The organism is Billgrantia sp. C5P2 (genome assembly GCF_051062895.2).
This window is the reverse complement of the sequence record NZ_CM128542.1, coordinates 3,838,054-3,861,925: the sequence shown is the minus strand read 5'-3', so window position 1 is coordinate 3,861,925 and position 23,872 is coordinate 3,838,054. Positions and strand designations below refer to the sequence as shown.

Here is a 23,872-nt window from a genome sequence, read left to right as displayed (position 1 = left end):
AGATGCGGACAGGAGGTAGGATTGGACCGAACCCGCGTCTCTGTCCATGGTTAGGGAACGGGTCAACTCACAACCCATGGATGGAACGGTGAACAAGGTCGCTCGTCGAATCGCCATGACGCTGGGGGCGCTGCTGCTGGTACTGGTGGCGGTGGCGCTGTTCCTGGAATCCTCCTGGTTTCGCGGCTGGTTGGAAGATCAGGCCAGCGAACAGCTGGGGCGCGAGGTGGAGATCGCCAATCACGGTATCGACTGGGGCCTGCCGCTGACCCTGCGGCTCGATGAGGTGCGCGTCGCCAATGCGAGCTGGGCCGACGAGCCCATGGCCCACCTCGAGGAGCTGTCGGTAACCCTGGACGTCGGCGCCCTGCTTCAAGGCGAAATCGAGCTGGAGCGGGTCGGCATCCGTCGCCCGGAGGTGGTGTTGCTGCGCCGCGAGGATGGCACCACCAATATCGATGACCTGCTTGAGGACGAGCCGACCGAGGAGCAGGAGATTCCTCTCTGGCCCCAGGCGTTCAACATCGACCGCGGGCGGCTGGTTGTTCGCGATGCAGGTCAGGATGTCGAACTCGACATCGCGTTCTCTACCCCCGGAGAGAGTGTCGAAGAACTGAGCGTGGACGTTCGCGGGGAGGGGAGTGCACAAGGCGAGACCATTCAATTCCAAGGCCTGCTGCATCTGGAAATTGAAGAGCGTCGTGGCGCCATCGAGGCGTTCCTGGGGCGCATCGGAGTAAGCCGTCTGCATGGCAATCTCGCGCTGGATATCGGACGTGACGTACCGCGGATGCAAGCCGAGCTCGAAGCCGACGTGCTTGACCTGGATCGCTGGAGCGAACTCTTTGCGCAGGATGAACCCCAGGCTACCGCCCAGGAGCGTCCGCTCATGGAGAGGCTGGAGGTGCTGCACTCCTTCGAGGCCGAAGTAGACCTCTCCATTGGCCTGCTATATGCCGCCGAGCGAACGCTGCACGACGTCGTGGTGCAAGGAGCGCTGCGAGAAGGAGAGCTGGCGCTCGATCGACTGCAGGCCAAGGAGGTGCTGGGCGAAGGGGAGGAGCGACTGTTTCAACTGCAGGGGCGGTTGGATGCGTCGTCTGATGAGAACGAGTCTGCAAGCGTCGAGCAGGGGCGACTGATCTACCGTGACACGGCGCGGCAGATCTCGCTCGAGGCGAGTTTCGAAGCCCCCGAGGATTCAGGCGGGCCTGCGGAAGGCCAGCGCATGAAAATGCAGGGCGAGGGTCGGCTACAGGATGACCGCGTGGCGTTCGAAGGGCTGTTGCGCCTCGACATGAAGGCGTGGCGAGGCGGTATCGATGGACTCGAGGCGAGCATCGGCGAAAGCCGCCTGGCAGGTAACCTGGAATTCGACCTGGGGCGCGATTCCCCCTGGCTCGCCGTCGAGTTCGAGGGCGATGCGCTCGACCTCGACCGCTGGGGGTTGTTCGAAGAGGAGCAGGCAAGCGGAGCACCGGGGCAGGAAGAAGCGCAGCAGGAAGGGGAGTGGGACCGGCACGTGGTTCAGGTGTTGCAAGGCCTGGAGACGTTCGAAGGCGAGTTCGACCTGACACTCGGGGAGTTGCATTATGCCGGCCAGACCCTGCATGACCTGGCCCTCGAGGCGACCCTCGAAGAGGGGCGGCTCACCATCGCCCGCGTGCAGACGCACCAACAGCTCGATGACGAGTCGCCACGCTCGTTGAGCCTCCAGGGCTGGCTTGAAGTCGATGAACAACGCCTGGTGGCCGAGCTGCAGGCGCAGCTTGACCGCATCGACCTGACCGCGGCACTTGCACCGCTCGGGTTCGGTCCGTTGGGCACGCTGGACGGCAACCTCAATACCCGCGTGGTCGACGGTGGACTGCTGTTCGAGAATACCGCGCTGGACTATCGCGCCCCGCACTGGGGCCTGGCGCTTTCGTTCACCGCCGATACCCGCACCGAGGGCGTGGAGGGGCAGCGGGTGCAACTGGTCGGTGAGGGTAGCTACGAGCAGGAACCCTTTGCCTTCGACTTGCTGGTGGGGCCGCTGTTGGATCTCACCAATCCCGATAGGCCTTATCCGGTCGCCGGCGAACTGGCCAGTGGCGATACCCGGCTGTGGATCGATGGCAGCGCGGTGCAGCCCTTCGCCCTTGAATCTCTGGAGGGTAACGCCCGCCTCGAGGGGCCCAGCCCGGCCGAGCTCACCAATCTGACCGGTATCGGCCTGCCCGAACTGCCGCCTTATCGGGTCAGCGGCTACCTGCGCTACCGGGATGGCCAGCTCGAGATCGACGGCCTCGAAGGTGGCTTCGGCGACAGCGACGTGGCCGGTGACGTGCGCATGCGCTTCGGCGAGCAGCCCACGCTATGGGCAACCCTCAAATCGCAACAGCTCGAGGCGGACGACCTGCTGCCGATGCTGGGCATGTCGCCGGAGACGGGCTCGGGCGAGACGGTCTCGTCCGAGCAGCGGCAGTGGGAGGCGGAGGAGAAGCGCGCCGGGATATTGTTTCCCGACCGTGAATGGAACCTGGAGGCGTTGAGAAACACCGACATCGTGCTGGATTACGAGGCGGCCAACGTGCAGGCAAAGCACGTGCCGTTCGAGAGCCTGTCACTGGCGCTGGTACTGGAACAGGGGGTGATGACGGTCGAGCCCTTGCGGGTAGGGCTCGGCGGCGGGCAGGTCAGCGCCTCCTGGACCCTGGATGCACGTCAGGCCGCCATCGAGGGCGCTCTGCAACTGGCGCTCGATCAGGTCAATCTCAGTGCGCTGCTGGATGAGGCTGGCCTGCCCGAGGTGGCTCGTGACACCCTGGGGCTGATCGGCGGTCGCGGCGACTTCCGCTACCGCGGGCGCTCCATGCATGAGGTCATGGCCGGGCTCGATGGCGAGCTGGAGCTGGCCATGTCCCAGGGCTGGCTGGACATCATTGCCGCCGAGCTGCTGCCGCTCAACGTGGCCAATGCCTTGGTGGCGGCGCTCGCCGGGGAGGGGCAGGTAGAGCTGGAGTGTAGCTACGTGCGCTTCGTGGCCGATGATGGCCTGGCCGATCTGGATGAGTTCTTCATGGCCACGGAGATCGCCCACTTCGAGGGGGCCGGGGCCATCAACCTGGCCACCGAAAGGATGGACATGGCCTTCCAGGGACACAATGTGAATCCCACTCTGTTCACCGGGAATTCGCCGGTGGAGCTGAAGGGCTCGCTGCGCGACCCGGAGGTGAACGTCATCACCGAGGAACTGGTAGCGCGTGGTGCCCTGTCGCTACTGGGCGCCATCGTCGCGCCGCCCCTGGCGATTCTACCGTGGGTCGATCCGGGTGGTGGCGAGCAGGTCGGCATGGGCTGCGAGCAGGCGCTCTCGGCGTTCGAGGAGTAACGGCCTAGCCCCCCGGGCCATACTCGAGGCAGCGCTCGGTCATGGCCGGACCCTGCAGCAGCGCGCTATTGAGGTCGCGTAAAGCGCTGCGCAGGCCCTCCTCCAGTACCGGGTGGTAGAAGGGCATCTCCAGCATGCGCTCGACGCCCATCTTCTGCTCAAGCGCCCAGGCAAGCAGGTGGGCGATATGCTCCACGCGAGGGCCGAACAGCTCGGCGCCGAGAAACAGGCCGGAACCGTGCTCGGCGTACAGACGCATCAGGCCGCAGTTCTGGCGCATCACCACCGCGCGACCCTGATCCTCGAAGGTGGCTTCGCCCTCGGCGACAACGTCGCAACCGAAGCGCTTTGCCGCTTCGTCGCGGCTCAGCCCCACCGTGGCCATCTGCGGGTCGGTGAAAGCGATCGCGAGCCGTGTACTGCGATGGCCAGCGCGACGCTCGGGGTAGCGCCCGGCGTTCTGCCCGGCGATGCGCCCCTGCTGGTTCGCTTCATGCAGTAGCGGCAGCTCCTGGTTGGCGTCCCCGGCGATGAAGACATGACTGCCGGCACCCTCGTCGTCGCCCTGGCGACACTGCATGGTGAAGCGGTTGTAGTCGGGAACGCCCTTGTCATCCAGCCGCAGGCCGGCGTTCTGCAGGTCGAGGCGGTCGAGGTTGGGGCGGCGTCCGGTGGCGGCCAGCAGGTAGTCGAAGCGTTCGGTCAGGCGACGGCCGCTGTCGCGCTCGAGGAAACGGATCGCCACCTGATTCCCGTCGCGCTCGATGGCCTCGACCTGAGCCGCCGGGTCGAGGTAGAACTCGCCGTTGAAGGTGCGCTCGGCATAGTCGCGCAGCGCCGGGTCCTGAAAGGGGCCCAGCGAGCCGCTTTTGCCGAACATGCGAATACGCACGCCCAGGCGTCCGAGTGCCTGGCCGAGTTCCAATCCGACGACGCCGGGGCCGAATACGGCCACCGATTCGGGCAGCTCTTCCCATTCGAAGAGGGCGTCGCTATCGACCAGTCGGTCGCCAGCCGGAGCGAGGGCCTTGGGGCAGTGGGGACGTGAGCCGGTCGCGAGGACGATGGTCCTGGCGCGCAGGCGCAGATCGTCGCCGACGCGCAGCGTATGGGGATCCTCGAAGCGGGCGTGGCCGAGGATGCGATTGTCGGGCGCGATGCGCTGCATGGAGTCGAGCACGCTCGCGACGAAGGCATCGCGCTGACGTCTGACACGGGCCATGACGTCCTGGCCGTTGACCTTGATGCTCCCGACCTCGATGCCGAAACCGGCGGCTTCGCGGGCCTGGTGGGCCGATTCGGCAGCAGCGATCAGGAGCTTGGAAGGCATGCAACCCACCCGCGCGCAGGTGGTGCCGGGCTCGCCGCCTTCGATGAGTACTACCCGGTCACGGTACTGCCTGGCCGCGTGCCAGGCACTCAGGCCGGCCGTGCCGGCCCCGATCACGGCAACATCCACGTCACGTTCCTGCATCACTCGCCTCCCTTGACCCATTAGCATGGGTTCGAATGGCTCGACATGGTTAAAGCCTAGACGCCATTTGCCGAGAGCGATCGGTGCAGGACGGCGTACTCATGACTTGCGGTTGTGGGTAGGCTTGTCCTTCTGACTGGTGGAAGCCATTTTCTCGAGTTCCTTCTCGTCCATCGATTCATACATCTGCTTCGAGGCACCTTCGAGTTCGCTGACCTTTTTCTCACCACGCTTGGCGGCTAGGGCGGCTCCGGCTGCCATTTGCTGGGCTTCTGATTTGGCTGGCATGGACTGTCTCCTTCTTTCGACACAAAGAGGCTTTACCGATATTCCGTCCTCCTGTCGTAGAAGCTAGCCTGTGGTTAATAGGGCTTCCGTTTCAGTGTGTTACAGGGAGCGTGGTTAGGTAATGGCAGAAACGCTGTTCTGAAATACAGGTGGTTGAGAGCGTTGCAGAAATAACTGAAATACGTTCTAAAGGCACTTACAAAATCCCTTTTGACTGTAAGCGTTCTGCATGATATTTGGGACAAGGCAAGATGAATAACGACAACGATCTGGCGTGAGTTCAGTGAGTTAATCGGGATCACTTGATTCAATCTTTACGAATAAATGCGTTGTATTCGCGGGGAAGGGAGTCTCATGCGCCAGCTTGCCATCCAGAGCCGATCTCAGGATCCGGCCAGTCAATCCCGTCATGATGACGTTACCGGCCTGGCGACACGTCGCCACGCCGAGCATCAGTTGGCGTCCTTGCTGGCAAGTGCCGCCGAGCAGGGCACGAAGGTTGCCGTGCTGCACGTCGACATCGACCGCTTGAAGGAGATCAATCATTCGCTGGGCAGGTCCGTAGGCGATGCTTGCCTGCGCCTGGTGGCACAGCGGATTGTCGACGTCATCGATCTCAAGGGCAGCGCCAGCCGGCTCGACAGCGATGAAATCATGGCGGTACTGCCCGACGTTACAACCCTGGAGGGCGTCCTTCCCATCGTCGAACGGCTGCTGGAGCGTACTCGTCAGCCCATCGACCTCTCCGGGCGAACCTTGTTCGCCAGCTGTTGCATCGGGCTTGCGCTGTATCCCGATCATGGCAGTACGGTTACCGAGTTGATGCGTCACGCCAACTTGGCTCGGCGCCGGGCACAGGCCCGGGGGAGCATGCAGTATTGGGCCTTCTCGCCCGAGCTGCTCGACGATGGCCCCGACCGCATCGCGTTGCGCTGTGAGCTGCGCGATGCCTTTGCGCGCGGTGAAATGGAGCTGCGCTATCGCCCCGTGCTGTGCGCACGCAGCGGCCAGGTCGTGGCGGTGTCGGCCCAGCCGCGCTGGTGCTCGCCGCGTTTCGGTGTGCTGGAGACGGCACAGTGGTTGCCTGCTGCTCGCGACAACGACCAGTTGCATGAAATCTGCCCTTGGGTTCTGGCGAGCGCTTGCCGGCATGCCCGGTCCTGGTACGAGGCCGGTTCGGGGCTACGGGTGGTGGTCGGCGTACCGTCGGAAGGGCTGATGGACAATGTGCTGGTTGAATGCGTTCGCTTCGCTCTCGAGGAGAGCGGCCTGCCGGCGGGACTGCTCGAGATCGAGTTGACCGAAGGTGGGTTGATGCAGGATCCCGAGCATGTCTGTGCGCTGCTCGAGCGGCTCAAGGCGACCGGCGTGGGGCTTTCCATCGATGGGTTCGGCAAAGGCCACTCCAGCCTTGGCCATCTGAGCCTGTTCCCCATCGACACGCTTAAGCTCGATGCGCTGTTCATCGATGACTGTCTCGACAATCCGCGTCGTCAGGCGATCATCCGCTCGGTCATCGGCATGGCACACGAGTTGGGTGTGCGCGTGGCGGCAAGCGGGGTCGGTTCGCGCCAGCTGGCCGACTTCCTACGCGAACAGGGCTGCGACCTGCTGCAGGGCAGCCTGTGGTCGCGCATGGAATACAGCGATTCCTCCTCGGAGTAACGATCGTACTGGCTACTGGCAGGCATGAGGTTGCGGGAAAGTTTCTTTGGGTCGACCATGAAGCCTTTCCAGAACCGCCATGACAGGAGCCGACATGCCCATCGTGACCATTCAGCAGTTCCCGCGTGAGTTGGCGCAGAAGCGCGAGCTGGCACGCCGTATCACCGATGCCTTCATCGAGGTCTACGGCGTCCCCGAGCAGAGCGTGCAGGTCTTCTTCAGCGAAGTGGACGGCGAGAACTGGGCCAAGGCCGGGATGATGGGTTGCGACCGCAGCGCCGGGCAAGGCTGATCTCGAGGAGGCAACATGCGGCTACAGCACGCTACCTGGCAGGAGGTCGAGACATACCTGCAGCGCGAAACCGGCATCATCGTGCCGATCGGCTCCACCGAGCAGCACGGTCCCAACGGCCTGGTGGGTACCGACGCCATCTGTCCAGAGACGGTCGCCTGGGAAATCGGTGAGCGCCATGGGGTGCTGGTGGCTCCCACCCAGAACCTGGGCATGGCCCAGCACCACCTGGGGTTTCCCGGCACCATCAGCCTGCGCCCCAGCACGTTGATCGCCGTGCTGCGCGACACTGTGACTTCGCTGTCGGGTCACGGCTTCACCCATGTGTTCTTCCTCAACGGCCATGGCGGCAACATCGCTAGCCTGAGCGCGGCTTTCGCCGAAATCTATACAGAGCGCAGTATGGGCTTGGGACCGCGGCCCGCTGCCGAACTTTACCTGGCCACCAACAACTGGTTTGCCGGCCCCCGGGTACGTGAGCTGGCCGAGTCTCTCTATGGCGATGCCGAGGGCACCCACGCCACCGCTTCGGAAGTATCGCTCTCCTGGTTTGCGCGGCCGGAGGCTCAAAAGCAAGTGCACATGTCGCCGCGTATCGCTCCTCGCGGCAGTGCCCAGTGCGATGCCGACGAGTTCCGCCGTCGCTTCCCCGATGGCCGCATGGGCTCGGACCCGAGTCTTGCCAGTGTGGAGCATGGCGAGCGCTTCTTCGAGGCAAGCGTGGCCGATGTGTGGGAGAGTTATCGCACTTTTGTCGGTCGCACTTAATTCAGAGTTCGTACGCACGGATGCGTATCCCTCTGTTAGTCGTCTTGAATATAACGTTACCTAATTTTTCTTTTTATTGCCTTTCCTTCGCCCATTTTGTCTCTTTTTTTCTCGCAATGTCCGGCATGCATTGACAGCGGGTATAGGGAGGCTATTTTTCGAGTGTCAGTCGGAATTTCTCGAAAGGATAAACCACGCCGATTTGGAATGGCTTGGTGAGCATGGCGAGACAAGGAGGTGGCGTAATGAGCGATACCCATAGCCGTGACAATTCAGGAGCCGCTAGCGGTGCCAGCCCCGGTACCCGTAACGCTGGAGAACACGAGCTTAGCCGCGAGGAGTTCAAGCAGAAGGCAACCGAAACCAAGGATGAGCTACGCGATGTCGCACGCGTGCAGGCCGAGAGTCTGCTTGACCGACAGAAGGCGGCGGCAGCCGATCAGGCGGAGAGGGTAACCACAGTGCTGCACAAGATGGCTGACGAGTTCGAGCGCCAGGAGCAGCCCTATTTTTCCGGTTGCATCAATGAGCTGGCCAAGCGTTCCGATGCCTTTTCACGCAACTTGCGCGAACGCGACCTGGACGCGCTTATGGAGCAGACTCGCAACTACAGTCGCCAACATCCGGCGCTGTTCATGGGCGGCGCAATCGCCGCCGGCTTCATGCTATCCCGCTTCATGCGTAGTTCCAGCCAGAGTGACGTACCGAACAGTCGCAGCATGTGAGACGAAAGCGTTGGCTCTTGTCGAGCGATGCTTTGCCGATAGTTGCAATGGAGGCGACACCTCATGGAAGCGGAAAACAAAGTTCGCACGGGAGAGTCCTCGATAGGGACTCTCTTCACCAATCTGGCACGGGAAGTCTCCTCGCTGGTGCGCAAGGAAACCGAGCTTGCCAAAGTCGAGATGGGCGAGAAAACCAGCCAGGCGATGGGTGCTCTGGCATCGATCGCCATTGCCGGCGCGATATTGATGTGCGGCTTTCTGGTGCTGCTTGCCGCAGCGGTCTTCGGCCTCAATACCGTACTTCCTCCCGAAACCACCCCTTGGCTTTCCGCCCTTATCGTCGGCGGCATCGTCGTTGTGATCGGCCTCATCATGCTGCAGGCGGGGCGCAAGAAGCTAAAGCAGGAAAACCTGATGCCGACGCGCACCATGGCTAGCCTGCGTCGCGACAAGGCATTGACCCGGGAGCATGAAGAGGCGGTCAAGGAGGAGTTGAGATGAGCCAGGATGGCCGGCGCACCTCGGATGAAATTGAACACGAGATTCATCAGACGCGGGCGCGTCTGGATGAGACCCTTCACGAAATCGAAGAGAGATTCTCTCCCCAAAAGCTTATGAATACGACCTACGATTATCTACGTCACGGCGGTGCAGAAAGCGCCGTCTCCTCGCTCGGTAGAGCGATCCGAGAGAACCCGTTGCCTGTCATGGTGACCGGTATCGGCCTGGGCTGGCTGTTGCTGGCACAGCGCCGTTCCAGTCATGACTACGACGACCAGGAGTATTACTCGGGGGGCTATCCCGGCTCCACGATGCCTGTCACGCGAATGCCCGACGGCGACGATATGCCGGACAGCACGTTCAGCGGTGCCGGCACCACGACCATGGGGCACGATCCCGCTGCTCTGGGGGCCATGCCGCAACATGGCTCGGATGAGCATGGCCATGGAGGTGGCATGACGCGGAAGGCGCAGCAGATGGCCGGTAGCATGAAGGAGCGCGCCCAGCACATGGGCAGTGAGGTGCGAGGCCGCGCCCAACATGTCAGCGATCAGATGCGAGAGCGCGCGCAGCACATGAGCGGGCAGCTGCGAGATCGCCAGCACTCGGCCATGCAGGCCGTTACCCATCGCGCACGCGATGCCGGCGCACAGACCAGCCACTTCATCCAGGATCACCCGCTGGTGGCCGGTGCCATCGGAGTAGCGGTGGGTGCCGTGCTCGGTAGCCTGTTCTCACCGACTCGCACCGAGAATCGTCATCTGGGGGAATTGCGCGATCGGGCCATGCATCGTGCCGAGGAAGCGGGGCGGGAGCAGTTAGAGCGAGCCGAGGAGAAGATCCACGAAACCGCGGAGCGGTGGAAGGATGACGCCCGTTCGGCACGGCCGTCGAACGCACCGGGCTATGTGGAGAACTCCTCGAGCGAGGAGCGTTTCGCCAAGGCCGGTTCAACTCCCACAGGGGCCGGCGCGAATACCGGACGAGAGTCGGCGGCAAACAAAGGCGGAACTGGCGCTAGCGGCTCCCCCACCTCGGGTAATACTTCGGGAACTAGTACACCAGGTACTACTACCCCGGGTACCAGTACTCCGGGTGCCAATGCCTCGGACTCATCGAGCACGAAGCCCGGCGGCAGCGGTACCACACCACCGACACGAGGTGCTTGAGTAAAGCCCATTTGGAGAAGCAGAAAAGTCGTGACAGCGCCGGCCCGATCGGGCCGGCGCTGTCGTGCTAGGCGTCGATTTCAGCGTTATGGAAGACGTTCTGCACGTCGTCCAGGTCGTTGAGAGCGTCGAGTAGTTTCTCGAACATGGCGACATCGTCGCCCTCGAGCGTAGTCGTGGTCTGCGGCACGAACTGGATTTCGTCGACTTCGAATTCGATCTCGCCGAAGGCGTCGATCAGCGCCTGTTTGGCCTTCGCGTATTCGGTATGCGGCGCGAAGACGGTGATGTGCCCCTCTTCGTTCTCGATGTCGGTGACGTCGACATCGGCCTCCATCAGTGCTTCCAGCACCGCTTCCTCGTCGCTGCCGACGAAGGAGAGAATGACGCAGTGATCGAACATGTGGCTGACGCTGCCCGGCGTGCCGAGCTTGCTCTTGGCCTTGTTGAAGCAGGCGCGCACGTCGCCGAAGGTGCGGTTGGGGTTGTCGGTCAGGCAGTCGACGATGACCATGCAGTTGCCCGGGCCGAAGCCCTCGTAGCGGGCAACTGAGTAGTCCTCGCCGCCGACGCCGCTGGCCTTGTCCAGCGCCTTCTCGATCACGTGGCTCGGTACCTGGTCCTTCTTGGCGCGTTCCATCAGGCCGCGCAGCGTCAGGTTGCCGTTGGGGTCGGTGCCGCCCTGCTTGGCGCAGACGTAGATCTCGCGCCCGTACTTGCTGTACACCTTGGTCTTGGCGGCGGCCGTCTTGGCCATGGATTCCTTGCGGTTCTGAAAGGCCCTGCCCATAACGTTGTCCTGTTGCTTCGGGTACGAGGCTGGATTCTACGAAACCGGCCTGTCCTGGAACAGTCCTATTTCTCCTCGGTGGTAGCGGACCTGATGCGGGTCATGACTACACTGCTCTGAGATTCCCGCGATTGACGGAGCCGCGCCATGGATCATCACCAGTACCGCCACGCCCTGGCGGCACAGCTCGAGGCCAGCGAACTGGCCTTTCCCGAGAGCGAGTTCGATACCCGCCTGACCCGAGTCCGCGGTGCCATGCAGGACGCGGGGCTGGATGCCCTGCTGCTGACAGACCCTTCCGACATCTACTATCTGACCGGCTACAACACTTTCGAGGTGTCGGTGCATACCTGCCTCGTCTGCTCGGCCGGGCGACTGTTTCTTCAGGTGCCTTCCATCGAGACCGGACCGGCGGTGGTCACTGCACGAGTCGATGAGTTGCTGGGCTATCGCTGGGAGGGCGTCGACGAGGTGATCGAGCCCTTGGCCGACACCCTGGCTCCCTTTCGCGCGATTGGCCTGGACCTCTATGGAGCCGGTCTGCGTCATGGCGTGCTGCGAGAGCTGCAGGCGCGCCTGGGGAGCGAGCGGTTTCGCGACGATGGCGGCGAGCTGCTCGATCGCATCCGCATCGTCAAGAGCGAGGCGGAGCTCGCCTGCCTGCGCGAGAGTGCCCGGATCACTTCGCTGGGGCTCAAGGCCGCCACGCGCGTCATCGCGGCGGGCATGAGCGACGGCGACGTGGCCGCCGAAGGCGCACGGGCGATGCTGGCCGCCGGCAGCGAATTCATGAGCATGCAGCCCATCGTCACCAGCGGCCGGCGCATCAGCGTGATCCACCTGAACCATCAGCGGCATCGCATCGCACCCGATGAGCCGGTATTCCTGGAGTTCGGCTCCGCCTACCGGCGTTACACCGCACCGATGATGAAGACCGTCGTAGCGGGCCGGGCCAGCCGCGAGATGCTGGTACTGCGCGACGTATGCCACGATCTGTTCGAGGCCATCCGTATCACCATGCGACCCGGCAACACCTTCGAGGATGCCGCCCGGGCCGCCGAGGCCGTGCTCGAACCCCATGCCGAGCGGGTGTTTTTCTCGGGCGTGTTCGGCTACGCCGTGGGCGCCCAGTTTCCGCCCAGTTGGGTCGAGGGCAGCGGCTACATCGCCCGCGGGCAGCAGCGCCGATTCGAAGCCGACATGGTCTTCCACCTCCCGCTCTGCCTGCGTGTGCCGGGCGTTTGGGGCATAGGGCTCAGCGATACCGTACGGGTCACGCCCAAGGGTGCTGAGCCGCTCACCGACAATGACTGGCAGCTTCACGAAAGCGCCGTTTCCCGAGCGAAATGAAGGAGGCGCGCTTTCACTATACTGAGAAAGGCAAAAGGATCTCCCTCATGGGAAATCCTTTGTGTTCAGAAGGGACAACCAAAGGAAGGAGGGCGCCATGACCCTGACCGTAACGGCGACCTATCACGACCTGATGAAGGCCACCAACGCCTACGATGAGCTGATTTCGGAAGGCTTTCCGCGTGAAAAACTCCACTTCGACAAGGAGGCGTTCCAAGTCAAGGTGATTGTGCCGGACACTGCAAAGTCCGGAGCGGAAAAAATTCTCAGTCGGCATCAGCCGGACGATCTCTGGGCCACGCCCTACGAGGCACATTGATCGGCGTCGGGAGGGTTTGTGGAGGAAGCCTAGCTCATCGCCTGGTCGTCGAGTGAAGTGGCGCGCCGATAGGCTTCGCGATCGCTGACCCGTGCCCAGTAATCGGCAAAGGCAGGGCAGGACTCCAGGCTGCCGAACTGCAGACCCCAGCCGATATGGGAGCCGAGGTAGACGTCGGCGGCGGTGAAGCGGGGGCCGGCAATGAACTCGTGAGCGCTGACGGCGATCTCGAGGGTTTCCAGCACCGCCTCGATGCTGCCGTAACCCACTCTGCCCTGCTGGGTGATGTTGGGTTCCATACCCAGGTCGCGGTCCGTGATAGCAGCCTCCAACGGACCGGCGGCGAAGAACAGCCAGCGATAGTAGGCGCCGCGCTCGGCCAGTGGCGGGGCCAGGCCGGCTTCGGGAAAGGCATCGGCCAGGTAGGCGCAGATGGCGGCGCACTCGGTCACGATCGTCTCGCCGTGGCGTATTGCCGGCACCTTGCCCATCGGGTTGATGGCAAGATATTGCGGCGATTTCATGGCGGGGCCGAATGCGACGACCTCGGTGCGGTAAGACGCACCTGTTTCCTCCAGCATCCAGCGGGCGATGCGCCCGCGAGACACCGGGTGGGTATAGAGAACGAGTGAATCGTGCATGGCAGCTCTCTCCTTGGGCTCTCACCAAGATAGCAGCTCCCAATGAAAACGTATCCGAACGGTAAATGAACGGTTAAACGGTGCCCAGTTGGTGAGGCCTGTGGCGACGCGTCAATCGGGGTCGAGCAAGCGCGGCCCCGAGCCCTCGGCGGCCAATTCGTCCTCGGGATTGCGCAGCGGGCAATCCCCCATCGACAGGCAGCCGCAGCCGATGCAGTGGTCCAGTTGGTCGCGCAACTGGACGAGGCGGGCGATCCGCTCGTCCAGGGTGTGTCGCCAGTTCGCCGAGAGGCGCTGCCAGTCGGCGGCGGTGGGAGCGCGAAAATCCGGCAAGGTATCGAAGGCGCTACGAATCTCGGCCAGGCTGATGCCGGTACGCTGGGCGACCTTGATGATCGCTACGCGACGCAGTACGTCGCGAGTGAAACGGCGCTGATTGCCAGCGTTGCGGCGGCTCTTGATCAGCCCCTTGGCCTCGTAGAAGTGAATGGCGGAAACTGCCAGGCCGCTGCGCTTCGCGACTTCGCCGACGCTGAGGTCACGTTGGAGGTGAGCCGGCATCTTGCGTCTCCTTGGCTTCGGCTGGGGAGACGTTTTTAGCGCTTCGCCGGACGTCTGACAAGACATGATCATCAACTCCCTCTAGCTGGGGTTCATATATAAAACTTTTTGATGAATAGAATCACGAAGTTTGATTTTGCTTTCATCGGGAGGGCTCGTATGGTTTTCAGCTTCTTTTTTTCAAATTTTCCCACCGGCCTTCTTGACCTCAATTTAAGTTTAGGTTTTAGCCTGCACTCTGTCAGCAAATAGTGAGCACATACGGCAGTTCCCGATTTGCTGTTTCCTAAGTTTTCTTGACGATGGAGTTGTCATGTTTCGTTACTTCGAGACGCTGGTGGACCCCTATCCCTCGGGGCAGACCGAAACACCGCCGCGGGGGCTCGCCGCTTTCATCCTGCATTTCTCGCGTCCACTGTTGCCGCTGCTGGCCGCGCTGGCGTTGCTGACGGCGCTGGTCTCGGCTGCCGAGGTGATGTTCTTCAGCTACATGGGCGACTTGGTGGACTGGCTCTCGGATGCCGAGCGCGAGGGTTTCTTCAACGAGTACGGCTGGCGCCTGGCCGGCATGGCGGCACTGGTGGCGGTCGGGCTGCCGCTGCTGACTCTGTTTCAGTCGCTGGTGATGCACCAGGGCATCTTCGGCAACTATCCCATGCTCGGCCGCTGGATGGCGCACCGCCACATGCTCAGCCAGAGCCTGGCGTTCTACCAGGACGAGTTTGCCGGGCGCGTTTCGCAGAAGGTGATGCAGACGGCCTTGGCGATCCGCGAGACGGTCACCAAGATGCTCGACCTGATGGTCTACGTACTGGTCTATTTCGCCGGCGCCATGCTGCTGATGGGCCAGGCCGAACCCTGGCTGATGCTGCCGCTGCTGGTGTGGCTGGCCGGCTACGTGGCGATACTGTGGTACTTCGTACCGCGCTTGCGGCGGGTTTCCATGGCCCAGGCCGATGCCCGTGCGGTGATGACCGGGCGGATCGTCGATAGCTACAGCAACATCCAGACCATCAAGCTGTTTGCCGATACCCGGCGCGAGCAGGCCTATGCCCGCGACTCCATGGAGCAGTTCATGGTCACCGTGCATCGCCAGATGCGTCTGGCCACCGGGCTCACCGTGAGCCTGACCCTGCTCAACTCGCTGCTGTTGGCCGGGGTGGCGGCGGTGGCCATCGGCGCCTGGTACCTCGGGGCCGTATCGCTCGGCATCATCGCCGTGGCCATCGCCCTGGTGATGCGCATTCGCTTCATGTCCAACTGGATCCTGTGGGAGGTGGCGGGGCTGTTCGAGAACATCGGCACGGTGCAGGACGGCATCAACACCATTGCCCAGGAGCCGACGATCAAGGACGCGCCCGATGCCGCAGAGCTCACGGTTCCTCGCGGCGAGATCCGCTTCGAAGCACTGCGCTTCGGCTACGCCCGCCCGGACGGCGAGGCGATCCGGGTGTTCGATGGCCTCACGCTGAACATCGCGCCGGGCGAGAAGGTCGGGCTGATCGGACGTTCGGGGGCCGGCAAGTCGACCCTGGCCAACCTGCTGCTGCGCTTCTACGACCTCGAGGGCGGGCGCATCCTGATCGATGACCAGGATATCTCCCATGTCACCCAGGAGTCGCTGCGCCGGAAGATCGGCATGGTGACCCAGGACACCTCGCTGCTGCATCGCTCGGTGCGCGAGAACATCCGCTACGGCAGCCCCGATGCCAGCGAAGAGGAGATCTGGGAAGCGGTTCGCCGTGCCCACGCCGATACCTTCATCGACGAGTTGGTGGACCTCAAAGGCCGTCGCGGCCTGGATGCCCACGTCGGCGAGCGCGGCGTCAAGCTTTCCGGGGGGCAGCGCCAGCGTATCGCCATCGCCCGGGTGCTGCTCAAGAACGCGCCGATCCTGGTGCTCGACGAGGCCACCTCGGCGCTCGACTCCGAAGTCGAGGCCGCCATTCAGGAGCAACTCGACACGCTGATGGTGGGCAAGACGGTGATCGCCATTGCCCACCGGCTGTCGACCATTGCCATGCTCGACCGACTGGTAGTCATCGACGAGGGAGAAATCGTCGAGAGCGGTACCCACCGCGAATTGCTGGCGCGCGACGGGCTCTACGCTTCGCTGTGGCGCCGCCAGTCCGGTGGCTTCCTGGGGCTGGATACCGACGAGGCATCCGAGCCTCGGCAGGGAAAGCCGCTGGGCATTGAGCCCTGAATCGATCATGAGCCTTGGCAAAAGGAGGGGGAGGCATGAAAGGTGTGGAACGGGAAGCCATCAATCCGCGTGGACTGCCGAATACGCTGCAGTACGGTTTCAGCCAGGCCGTGATGGTGAAGGGAGGCTATCGCGTGCATCTGTCGGGGCAGGTCGGCGTCGATGCCCACGAGTGCCTGGTCGGCCCCGACCTCGAGGGCCAGGCCTACACCGCGCTGGACAACATCGAAGCGATACTCGGCACGCTGGGAGGCGACCTGTCGCATGTGGTGATGATGCGCATCTATATCGCCGAGCCTGCCCGCTACGACCAGGAGGGAGTGGTGCAAGCGCTGCGCTCGCGCTTTCCCAAGTCGCCCCCGGCGACTTCCTGGGTGATCGTCAGTGGCCTTTCCGAGCCGGAATGGCTGATCGAGATCGAGGCCGAGGCGGTATTGCCTGACATCGGGTGATGAGGCAGCGGCATGCGGCGCCCCGGCAGCCGGCTCAAGCCGGCTCGTCGACGGCCTCGGCCGGGGTGCCGGTGTAAGTCAGGGGCTGCCACGGCTCGGGTGCCGACAGGCTCTCGATCCGCATGCTCTCGACGACGAAGTCGACGAAGGTGCGCACCTTGGGCGAGACCAGGCTGCCGCCGGGAAAGACGGCGTTCATTTCGACCTCGGGGCCCTCCCAGCCTTCCAGGATGCGCCGTGGACGCGTGGCTTCCGCGCTGAGACAGACGACGAACTCGTTGGCGAGCATGATGCCCTGCCCGTCCTCGAGCATGCCACGCAGGGCGAAGGGGTCGTTGGCAATGGCCACCGGATCGACTTCCACCTCGACGGTCTCCTGACTCGCGCTGTTGCGCAGTTGCCAGACGTAGCGCTGGCCGCGTTGGTCCATGGCCTTGGCCAGCACCGCATGAGAAGCCAGGTCCGATGGCGTGCGGGGTTCGCCATGTCGAGCGAGGTAGGTCTCGCTGGCATAGACGAACGAGCGGAAGCGCGCCAGGGGGCGTGCCACCAGGCTGGAGTCCGGCAGCGGGCCGACCCGCAGCGCCACGTCGATCTGATTGGCCACCAGGTCCAGGCGCTCGTTGGAGAGCACCAGTTCGATGCGTACCTGGGGGTGCAACTGGCGGAAATCCCGTATCAGGACCGAGGTGAACTCGGTGCACATGGTGAAGGGGGCGGTGACCCTGAGCCAGCCTCGGGGGCTCTCCTCGAGGTGGTGCACGGCTTTTTCCGCCTCGCTCAGGTCGCGGACGATGCGGTTGCAGTAGTCGAAGTAGATGGCGCCGGCCTCGGTCAGGCTCAGGTTGCGAGTGGTGCGGTGGAGCAACCGGGCACCCAGGCGCCGCTCCAGGTCCTGCACCTTGCGGCTGACCGTTGTCTTGCCGAGACGAAGTTGTTTGGCGGCGGCGCTGAAGCTGCCTTGTTCCACGACCTTGGCGAAGATCAGGGCGTCGTTGAGATCCTGCAGCATGGTTATTGTCCTGTGCCGTGCATGCAATGTCAGGGAAAACACTGCGCCAGGGGAAAAATACTGCGAGATGAAGACGAGCAGGCTGCACGGTGACTGTCCCGCCAACGGGACAGTATTTCCCTGTCGGCCCGACTAATCAAGTGCCCGGTAACACTATATGGTGGCCTTCGGCGAAGTTTGCTGTCGATTAATCACACCAACAAACGACATTAATAAAGTTGCGGCAAATGAGTTGCCGGCCGGGATGAATAACGACACAGCGAACTGCTACTTGGTATTGGGAGAGAAGAAATAATGAACGTCCACAAGATGTTCGTGAATCAAGGGAGTCGGCGAATCCTCATGGTCACCGCCATGGCTGCCGGACTCATCGTTCTGACGGGGTGCGATAGCCTGGCGGATGGAGGCCAGGAGGAAGGAGCCCAGCAGGGCCCGCCGCCGCCCCAGGTCAGTGTCGCGCAAGTGCTGGTCGAGGACGTCGAGCTGTGGGATGCCTTCACCGGTCGCATCGAGGCGGTGGAGACGGTGGACCTGCGTCCTCGCGTCTCGGGCTACATCGATAGCATCCACTACACCGAAGGCCAGGAGGTCGAGAAGGGCGACGTGTTGTTCACGATCGATCCGCGTCCCTATCGCGCCGAGCTGGAGCGTGCCGAGGCCGAGCTTCAGCGGGCCCAGGCCCGGGCCGAGCTGGCCCGCAGCGAGGCCGCCAGGGCCGAGGCGCTGGCCCAGAGCCGCTCGATCTCTCGCGAGGAACTGGACCAGCGGCGCTCTGCCGCGGCCACGGCCGAGGCCGACATCCTGGCTGCCCGGGCCATCGCCGAGACGGCCCGGCTCAACATGGAGTTCACCGAGGTGCGCGCGCCCATCGCCGGCCGCACCGGCCGCGCCCTGGTGACGCCGGGTAACCTGGTATCCGAAGCCACCCCGCTGACCCGTATCGTCGCCCTGGACCAGGTCCACGTGCATTTCCACAGCAACGAGCAGGCCTACCTGCACTACGACGCCATGGCGCGTAGCGGTAGCCAGGCCAGTTTTCGCGAGGGAGGCATACCGGTGCGGGTGGGGCTGGCGTCCGATGAGGGCTTTCCCTACCGCGGCGAGGTCGATTTCGTCGACAACCACCTGGATGCCGAGGCCGGCACCATCCTGACCCGCGCCGTGCTAGACAACAGCGAAGGCCGCTTCGCCCCGGGCATGTACGCCCGCGTGCAGCTGCTCGCGGGGGAGGCGGAGGGCTCCCTGCTGATCGACGACAAGGCGGTGCTCACCGATCAGGACCGCAAGTACGTCTACGTGGTCGACGGGGAGGGCCGCGCCATGCGTCGCGACGTGCAGCTGGGGCGCATGGCCGATGGACTGCGTGTCGTTGCCGCCGGTCTCGAACCCGGTGACCAAGTGGTCGTGAATGGCGCCCAGCGGATCTTCTTCCCCGGCATGCCGGTGGCGGCGGAGAGCGTCGACATGCGCGGCCAGACCGAGGGCGGCAACGAACTGGCCGCCACACGCTGACCGCACCAGGCTCCTCATCACCGATGTGACATAACAAACGTCATAAACCCCTGAACGACATCTTCGGCGCGGACGTGGCTGTCCGCGCCGGGAGGGAGTCTTGTCATGGATTTCGCCAAGTTCTTCGTCGACCGGCCGATCTTCGCCGCGGTGCTGTCGATCCTGATATTCATCGCCGGGGCGATCACCATACCGCTGCTGCCGGTTAGCGAATACCCCGACGTGGTGCCGCCGACCGTGCAGGTGCGCGCGGTCTATCCCGGTGCCAACCCCAAGGAGATCGCCGAGACGGTGGCCACGCCGCTCGAGGAGGCGATCACCGGGGTCGAGAACCTGATGTACATGAAGTCGGTGGCCGGTTCCGACGGGGTGTTGGCGATGACGCTGACCTTCCGCCCCGGTGCCGACCCGGACGAGGCCCAGGTCCAGGTGCAGAACCGGGTCAGCCAGGCGCTGGCGCGGTTGCCCGAGGCGGTGCGCCGCCAAGGCGTGACCACCGACAAGCAGTCGCCCGACCTGACCATGGTGCCGCAGTTGATCTCGCCCGACGGCCGCTACGACAGCACTTACCTGCGCAACTACGCGGCGCTGCACGTCCGTGACGAGCTGGCGCGGTTGCCCGGGGTGGGTCAGGCGATGCTGTTCGGCGCCGGCGACTACGCCATGCGGGTGTGGATCGACCCGGACCGTGCCGCCGCCCGGGGGCTGACGGCCGGCGACGTGATCGCGGCGATCCGTGAGCAGAACGTGCAGGTGTCGGCCGGCCAGCTCGGCGCGCCGCCGACCCCGACCACATCGGACTTTCTCATCTCGATCAATGCCCAGGGGCGCCTGACCACCGAGGAGGAGTTCGGTGAAATCGTGGTCAAGGCCGGAGGCGACGGCCAGATCACCTATCTCTCCGACGTGGCGCGCATCGAACTCGGCGCCGCGGAGTACTCGCTGCGCTCGCTGCTGGACAATCAGCAGGCGGTGGCCATCGGCATCTTCCAGGCGCCGGGCTCCAACGCCATCGCGTTGTCGGATGCGGTACGCGAGAAGATGGACGAGCTGGCCGAGCGCTTCCCCGACGGCGTGGAGCACACCATCGTCTACGACCCCACCGTGTTCGTGCGCGACTCGATCAAGTCGGTGATCAAGACCCTGCTCGAGGCGGTGCTGCTGGTGGTGCTGGTGGTGACGCTGTTCCTGCAGACCTGGCGCGCCTCGGTGATCCCGCTGTTGGCGGTGCCGGTGTCGATCGTCGGTACCTTCGCCGTGCTCTACCTGCTGGGGTTCTCGATCAATACGCTGACCCTGTTCGGGCTGGTGCTGGCGATCGGCATCGTGGTCGACGACGCCATCGTGGTGGTGGAGAACGTCGAGCGTAACATCGAGGAGGGGCTCGCCCCGCTGGCGGCGGCCCACCAGGCCATGCGCGAGGTGAGCGGGCCGATCATCGCCATCTCGGTGGTGCTGTGCGCGGTGTTCGTGCCGATGGCCTTCCTCGAGGGTGTCACCGGGCAATTCTACCGCCAGTTCGCGGTGACCATTGCCATCTCAACGGTGATCTCGGCGATCAATTCGCTGACGCTGTCGCCGGCGCTGGCGGCGATGCTGCTCAAGCCCCACGACGCGCCGAAGGACCGCCTGTCGCGCCTGATCGATTTCCTCTTCGGCTGGCTGTTCCGGCCATTCAATCGCTTCTTCGGCGCCAGCTCCGAGCGTTACCAGCGCGGCGTGACGCGCAGCCTGCGTCGACGCGGTGTGGTGTTCGCCGTCTATGCGCTACTGCTGGTCGGTACCGGGACGATGTTCCAACTGGTACCCGGCGGCTTCATTCCCACCCAGGACAAGATGTACCTGATCGGCGGTGCCAAGCTGCCGGAAGGGGCGTCGCTGGACCGTACCGAGGCGGTGATCCGGCGCATGACCGACCTGGCGCTGGAAACCGACGGCGTCAGCTCGGCGGTGGCCTTCCCCGGGCTCAATCCGCTGCAGTTCACCAACACGCCCAACACCGGCACGGTGTTCTTCGGCCTAGACCCGTTCGAAGCGCGCTCGCGCAGCGCCGAGGAGATCGTCGCCGAGCTGAACGGCAAGTTCGGCGGCCTGCAGGAGGCGTTCAGCTTCGCCTTCACCCCTCCGGCAATTCTCGGCATCGGCTCGGGGTCGGGTTTCTCGCTGTTCATCCAGGACCGCGCCGGGCTGGGCTACGGCGAACTGCAGCAGGCCGTCGACGGCTTCAGTGGCGCGCTGATGCAGGCGCCCGGCATGGGCTATCCGATCACCTCGTACCAGTCCAACGTGCCGCAGCTCGACCTGCACGTCGACCGGGTCAAGGCCAAGACCCAGGGTGTGGCGTTGACCGATCTGTTCGAGACCCTGCAGGTCTACCTCGGCTCGGTCTACGTCAACGACTTCAACCGTTTCGGGCGCACCTGGCAGGTCATGGCCCAGGCCGACGGCGACTACCGCATGGACGTGGAGAACATCGATCGTCTGCGCACCCGCAACGCCTTCGGCGAGATGGTGCCGATCGGCAGCATGATCCGGGTCGACCAGACCTTCGGCCCCGACCCGGTGATTCGCTACAACGGCTACCCGGCGGCCGACCTGATGGGCGAGGCCGACCCGCGGGTGCTGTCGTCGAGCCAGGCGATCGAGGTGGTCGAGCAGCTCGCTCCGGCGGTGCTGCCCGCCGGCATGTCCTTCGAGTGGACCGACCTGAGCTACCAGCAGGTCAACCAGGGCGGGGCCGCGCTGGTGGTGTTCCCGCTCGCCATCCTGCTGGTGTTCCTGGCGCTCGCCGCGCTCTACGAAAGCTGGACGCTGCCGCTGGCGGTGATCCTGATCGTGCCGATGTGCATGCTCTCGGCATTGATCGGCGTGAAGCTCACCGGCGGCGACAACAACATCTTCGTCCAGGTGGGCCTGGTGGTGCTGATCGGCCTGGCGTGCAAGAACGCCATCCTGATCGTCGAGTTCGCCCGCGAGCTCGAGATGCAGGGGCGCGGCATCGTCGAGGCGGCGCTGGAAGCGTGCCGCCTGCGCCTGCGCCCGATCATCATGACCTCGATCACCTTCACCGCGGCAGTGGTGCCGCTGATGCTGGCCGGCGGTGCCGGCGCCGAGGTGCGCCAGGCGCTGGGTACGGCAGTGTTCGCCGGCATGCTCGGCGTGACACTGTTCGGCCTGTTCCTGACGCCGGTGTTCTACGTTGCATTGCGCAAGCTGGTCACCCGCGGGCAGCCCGAGCAGGCCGAACCCGCGCAGCCCATGGAGGGCTCCTATCATGCATAAGCTTGGCGTGCATAAACGTGGCATGCGTAACCTGCTGCTGTTGCCGTTGACCCTGGCGCTGGCCGCTTGCGCAGTGGGGCCCGACTACCGCACTCCGGCCCTGCCTGAGCCTGCCGGCTTGGTGCGTGCCGAGCCGGGGCTCGTGACGCCTGAGGCCGTCGAGCGCAACTTCTGGCGCAGCTTCGACGACCCGTTGTTGAGCGAACTGGTCGAGGAGGCCTTCGACGCCAACCACGACCTGCGCATCGCCCTGGCCCGCCATGACCGCAGCCTGGCACTGCTGCGCCAGTCGCGCCGCGACCTGGCGCCCAGCATCACCGCCGAGGCCGGCGCCGCCCACCAGCGCGCCAGCGCCGACCAGATGCCGCAGGCGACACGCTCGCAGCGGGATTACGAAAGTTATGACGCCGGCATCGCCGCGCTGTGGGAGCTCGATTTCTTCGGCCGCGTACGGCGCGCCGTAGAGGCCCAGCAGGCCGAAGCGGAGGCCTCGGCCGCCGATCTGCGCGCCATGCAGGTGGTCGTGGTCGGCGAACTGGTCGACCAGTACGTACGCCTGCGCGGCCTGCAGGAGCAGCTGCGCGTGGCACGGGCCAACGCTGACAACCAACGCGAGTCGCTGGCTTTGGTGGACGCGCGTCTGGAGGCGGGGCGTGGCACCGAGTTCGATAGCGTGCGTGCCCGGGCGCAATTGGAGAGCACGCTCTCGCGCCTTCCGGCGTTGGAAGGCGAGATCGCCGCCATCATCCATCGCCTGGCAGTGCTGACTGGCCGTGAACCCGGCGCGCTGATTGCCCGACTGGAGGCGCCAGCGCCGTTGCCGGCACTGCACGAGCGGGTGGCGGTCGGGCTGCCCGGCGAGCTGCTGCGCCGACGACCCGACGTTGCCGCGGCGGAGCGGCGCCTGCATGCCGCTACCGCCAGCATCGGCGTGGCCACCGCCGACCTCTATCCGCGCTTCACCTTGACCGGCCTGCTGGGTACCCAGGCCGCCAGTACCGGCGATCTGTTCGGCCGCGACAGCGAGACGCGGTTGGTGGCGCTGGGCGTCGACTGGTCGTTCCTCGACAGTGGCCGGGTGCGCGCGCGCATGGCCGCCGCCGATGCCGACGCCGAGGCCAACCTGGCGCGTTACGAGCAGGCCGTGCTGCAGGCGCTGGAGGAGGCCGAGACGGCGCTCGCCCGCTACACCCAGTCGCTGCGCGAGCGCGAGCATCTGGAGGCGGCCGCCGAAGCCAGTGCCGAGGCGGCCCGCCAGGCGCGAGTGCGCTTCGAGGTCGGCGTGGTCGACTTCCTCGAGGTGATCGACGCCGAGCGTTCGCGGCTGGAGGCCGAGGACGGCCTGGCCCAGAGCAACGTGCGTGCCGCTACCGCCCTGGTGGCGCTCTACCGAGCGCTGGCCGGCGGCTGGGAGGAGCGCATGGAAGCGCCGCGGCAGGCGACGGCTGAGCCCGCCTTGTCATCAACCTAGTCGAGCCTGGCAGGAGCCACT

Annotated in this window: 20 protein-coding genes; 14 read left to right on the top strand and 6 right to left on the bottom strand. The window is 64.5% G+C overall.

The window, feature by feature from the left end; genetic code table 11:
* Positions 1 to 88: 88 nt before the first annotated feature.
* Entirely contained in the window at positions 89 to 3,373 is a 3,285-nt protein-coding gene (locus tag ACRWQA_RS17900) for an AsmA family protein (protein ID WP_434228049.1), read from the top strand.
* 4 nt (positions 3,374 to 3,377) lie between these two features.
* Here ACRWQA_RS17900 and ACRWQA_RS17895 read toward each other — a convergent pair whose 3' ends face one another.
* A complete protein-coding gene (locus tag ACRWQA_RS17895; RefSeq protein WP_434228051.1) occupies positions 3,378 to 4,847 on the bottom strand; it encodes a dihydrolipoyl dehydrogenase in 1,470 nt (489 codons plus the stop codon).
* A gap of 99 nt (positions 4,848 to 4,946) precedes the next feature.
* Entirely contained in the window at positions 4,947 to 5,135 is a 189-nt protein-coding gene (locus tag ACRWQA_RS17890) for a DUF3008 family protein (protein WP_159549396.1), read from the bottom strand.
* 354 nt (positions 5,136 to 5,489) lie between these two features.
* Here ACRWQA_RS17890 and ACRWQA_RS17885 point away from each other — a divergent pair, with 354 nt between their 5' ends.
* The 6 genes from ACRWQA_RS17885 (at position 5,490) to ACRWQA_RS17860 (ending at position 10,255) form a co-directional block, all read left to right on the top strand.
* Positions 5,490 to 6,800, top strand: coding sequence for a putative bifunctional diguanylate cyclase/phosphodiesterase (locus ACRWQA_RS17885; RefSeq protein ID WP_434228053.1), 1,311 nt, complete (start codon positions 5,490 to 5,492; stop codon positions 6,798 to 6,800).
* A gap of 94 nt (positions 6,801 to 6,894) precedes the next feature.
* A complete protein-coding gene (locus tag ACRWQA_RS17880; RefSeq protein WP_263582561.1) occupies positions 6,895 to 7,092 on the top strand; it encodes a tautomerase family protein in 198 nt (65 codons plus the stop codon).
* Positions 7,093 to 7,107: 15 nt separating this feature from the next.
* A complete protein-coding gene (locus tag ACRWQA_RS17875) occupies positions 7,108 to 7,860 on the top strand; it encodes a creatininase family protein (protein ID WP_434228055.1) in 753 nt (250 codons plus the stop codon).
* 245 nt (positions 7,861 to 8,105) lie between these two features.
* On the top strand, positions 8,106 to 8,585 hold the full coding sequence (locus ACRWQA_RS17870) for a hypothetical protein (RefSeq protein WP_263582563.1): 480 nt from the start codon (positions 8,106 to 8,108) through the stop codon (positions 8,583 to 8,585).
* A gap of 63 nt (positions 8,586 to 8,648) precedes the next feature.
* Positions 8,649 to 9,086, top strand: coding sequence for a phage holin family protein (locus ACRWQA_RS17865; protein ID WP_263582564.1), 438 nt, complete (start codon positions 8,649 to 8,651; stop codon positions 9,084 to 9,086).
* Positions 9,083 to 10,255 (top strand): DUF3618 domain-containing protein, encoded by a 1,173-nt coding sequence (locus tag ACRWQA_RS17860; protein ID WP_434228057.1) that lies wholly within the window; start codon positions 9,083 to 9,085, stop codon positions 10,253 to 10,255. The genes ACRWQA_RS17865 and ACRWQA_RS17860 overlap by 4 nt, the downstream gene beginning before the upstream one ends.
* Before the next feature lie 67 nt (positions 10,256 to 10,322).
* On the opposite strand, the gene ACRWQA_RS17855 is transcribed toward ACRWQA_RS17860, so the two are convergent.
* Positions 10,323 to 11,045 carry a YebC/PmpR family DNA-binding transcriptional regulator gene (locus ACRWQA_RS17855; RefSeq protein WP_263582566.1) on the bottom strand — a complete coding sequence of 241 codons (723 nt, stop codon included), beginning with the start codon at positions 11,043 to 11,045 and terminating at the stop codon, positions 10,323 to 10,325.
* Positions 11,046 to 11,192: 147 nt separating this feature from the next.
* Here ACRWQA_RS17855 and ACRWQA_RS17850 point away from each other — a divergent pair, with 147 nt between their 5' ends.
* Positions 11,193 to 12,395, top strand: coding sequence for a M24 family metallopeptidase (locus ACRWQA_RS17850; protein ID WP_263582567.1), 1,203 nt, complete (start codon positions 11,193 to 11,195; stop codon positions 12,393 to 12,395).
* Positions 12,396 to 12,492: 97 nt separating this feature from the next.
* Positions 12,493 to 12,714: a hypothetical protein gene (locus ACRWQA_RS17845; RefSeq protein WP_263582568.1), complete on the top strand. Its 222-nt coding sequence runs from the start codon at positions 12,493 to 12,495 to the stop codon at positions 12,712 to 12,714.
* A 29-nt stretch (positions 12,715 to 12,743) separates the two neighbouring features.
* On the opposite strand, the gene ACRWQA_RS17840 is transcribed toward ACRWQA_RS17845, so the two are convergent.
* A complete protein-coding gene (locus ACRWQA_RS17840; protein WP_434228060.1) occupies positions 12,744 to 13,355 on the bottom strand; it encodes a glutathione S-transferase family protein in 612 nt (203 codons plus the stop codon).
* A 111-nt stretch (positions 13,356 to 13,466) separates the two neighbouring features.
* The gene (gene soxR / locus ACRWQA_RS17835; RefSeq protein ID WP_263582570.1) at positions 13,467 to 13,916 is read right to left on the bottom strand and encodes a redox-sensitive transcriptional activator SoxR; all 450 of its coding nucleotides are present in this window, start codon (positions 13,914 to 13,916) and stop codon (positions 13,467 to 13,469) included.
* A gap of 313 nt (positions 13,917 to 14,229) precedes the next feature.
* Between soxR and ACRWQA_RS17830 the strand changes: the two genes are divergently transcribed.
* Together ACRWQA_RS17830 and ACRWQA_RS17825 are read left to right on the top strand one after the other, a co-directional pair.
* Complete coding sequence (locus ACRWQA_RS17830; protein ID WP_434228061.1) at positions 14,230 to 16,122, top strand: ABC transporter ATP-binding protein; 1,893 nt, start codon at positions 14,230 to 14,232, stop codon at positions 16,120 to 16,122.
* A gap of 35 nt (positions 16,123 to 16,157) precedes the next feature.
* On the top strand, positions 16,158 to 16,574 hold the full coding sequence (locus ACRWQA_RS17825; RefSeq protein ID WP_263582572.1) for a RidA family protein: 417 nt from the start codon (positions 16,158 to 16,160) through the stop codon (positions 16,572 to 16,574).
* A 34-nt stretch (positions 16,575 to 16,608) separates the two neighbouring features.
* Here ACRWQA_RS17825 and ACRWQA_RS17820 read toward each other — a convergent pair whose 3' ends face one another.
* A complete protein-coding gene (locus ACRWQA_RS17820; protein WP_446326209.1) occupies positions 16,609 to 17,586 on the bottom strand; it encodes a LysR family transcriptional regulator in 978 nt (325 codons plus the stop codon).
* A 342-nt stretch (positions 17,587 to 17,928) separates the two neighbouring features.
* Here ACRWQA_RS17820 and ACRWQA_RS17815 point away from each other — a divergent pair, with 342 nt between their 5' ends.
* The 3 genes from ACRWQA_RS17815 to ACRWQA_RS17805 all read left to right on the top strand — a co-directional run bounded on the left by ACRWQA_RS17815 (position 17,929) and on the right by ACRWQA_RS17805 (position 23,851).
* Positions 17,929 to 19,098, top strand: coding sequence for an efflux RND transporter periplasmic adaptor subunit (locus tag ACRWQA_RS17815; RefSeq protein ID WP_412031215.1), 1,170 nt, complete (start codon positions 17,929 to 17,931; stop codon positions 19,096 to 19,098).
* Positions 19,099 to 19,203: 105 nt separating this feature from the next.
* Positions 19,204 to 22,380, top strand: a complete 3,177-nt coding sequence (locus ACRWQA_RS17810; RefSeq protein ID WP_446326208.1) for an efflux RND transporter permease subunit — start codon at positions 19,204 to 19,206, stop codon at positions 22,378 to 22,380.
* On the top strand, positions 22,373 to 23,851 hold the full coding sequence (locus ACRWQA_RS17805; protein WP_263582576.1) for an efflux transporter outer membrane subunit: 1,479 nt from the start codon (positions 22,373 to 22,375) through the stop codon (positions 23,849 to 23,851). Before ACRWQA_RS17810 ends, ACRWQA_RS17805 begins: the two co-directional genes overlap by 8 nt.
* The last annotated feature ends 21 nt before the right edge of the window (positions 23,852 to 23,872 follow it).

What these genes read in the sequence shown, in the direction of transcription:
- ACRWQA_RS17895 (WP_434228051.1), bottom strand. Translation starts at nt 4,847, where the DNA reads ATGCAGGAACGTGACGTGGATGTTGCCGTGATCGGGGCCGGCACGGCC.
- ACRWQA_RS17890 (WP_159549396.1), bottom strand. Translation starts at nt 5,135, where the DNA reads ATGCCAGCCAAATCAGAAGCCCAGCAAATGGCAGCCGGAGCCGCCCTA.
- ACRWQA_RS17885 (WP_434228053.1), top strand. Translation starts at nt 5,490, where the DNA reads ATGCGCCAGCTTGCCATCCAGAGCCGATCTCAGGATCCGGCCAGTCAA.
- ACRWQA_RS17880 (WP_263582561.1), top strand. Translation starts at nt 6,895, where the DNA reads ATGCCCATCGTGACCATTCAGCAGTTCCCGCGTGAGTTGGCGCAGAAG.
- ACRWQA_RS17875 (WP_434228055.1), top strand. Translation starts at nt 7,108, where the DNA reads ATGCGGCTACAGCACGCTACCTGGCAGGAGGTCGAGACATACCTGCAG.
- ACRWQA_RS17870 (WP_263582563.1), top strand. Translation starts at nt 8,106, where the DNA reads ATGAGCGATACCCATAGCCGTGACAATTCAGGAGCCGCTAGCGGTGCC.
- ACRWQA_RS17865 (WP_263582564.1), top strand. Translation starts at nt 8,649, where the DNA reads ATGGAAGCGGAAAACAAAGTTCGCACGGGAGAGTCCTCGATAGGGACT.
- ACRWQA_RS17860 (WP_434228057.1), top strand. Translation starts at nt 9,083, where the DNA reads ATGAGCCAGGATGGCCGGCGCACCTCGGATGAAATTGAACACGAGATT.
- ACRWQA_RS17855 (WP_263582566.1), bottom strand. Translation starts at nt 11,045, where the DNA reads ATGGGCAGGGCCTTTCAGAACCGCAAGGAATCCATGGCCAAGACGGCC.
- ACRWQA_RS17850 (WP_263582567.1), top strand. Translation starts at nt 11,193, where the DNA reads ATGGATCATCACCAGTACCGCCACGCCCTGGCGGCACAGCTCGAGGCC.
- ACRWQA_RS17845 (WP_263582568.1), top strand. Translation starts at nt 12,493, where the DNA reads ATGACCCTGACCGTAACGGCGACCTATCACGACCTGATGAAGGCCACC.
- ACRWQA_RS17840 (WP_434228060.1), bottom strand. Translation starts at nt 13,355, where the DNA reads ATGCACGATTCACTCGTTCTCTATACCCACCCGGTGTCTCGCGGGCGC.
- soxR (WP_263582570.1), bottom strand. Translation starts at nt 13,916, where the DNA reads ATGCCGGCTCACCTCCAACGTGACCTCAGCGTCGGCGAAGTCGCGAAG.
- ACRWQA_RS17830 (WP_434228061.1), top strand. Translation starts at nt 14,230, where the DNA reads ATGTTTCGTTACTTCGAGACGCTGGTGGACCCCTATCCCTCGGGGCAG.
- ACRWQA_RS17825 (WP_263582572.1), top strand. Translation starts at nt 16,158, where the DNA reads ATGAAAGGTGTGGAACGGGAAGCCATCAATCCGCGTGGACTGCCGAAT.
- ACRWQA_RS17820 (WP_446326209.1), bottom strand. Translation starts at nt 17,586, where the DNA reads ATGCTGCAGGATCTCAACGACGCCCTGATCTTCGCCAAGGTCGTGGAA.
- ACRWQA_RS17815 (WP_412031215.1), top strand. Translation starts at nt 17,929, where the DNA reads ATGGTCACCGCCATGGCTGCCGGACTCATCGTTCTGACGGGGTGCGAT.
- ACRWQA_RS17810 (WP_446326208.1), top strand. Translation starts at nt 19,204, where the DNA reads ATGGATTTCGCCAAGTTCTTCGTCGACCGGCCGATCTTCGCCGCGGTG.
- ACRWQA_RS17805 (WP_263582576.1), top strand. Translation starts at nt 22,373, where the DNA reads ATGCATAAGCTTGGCGTGCATAAACGTGGCATGCGTAACCTGCTGCTG.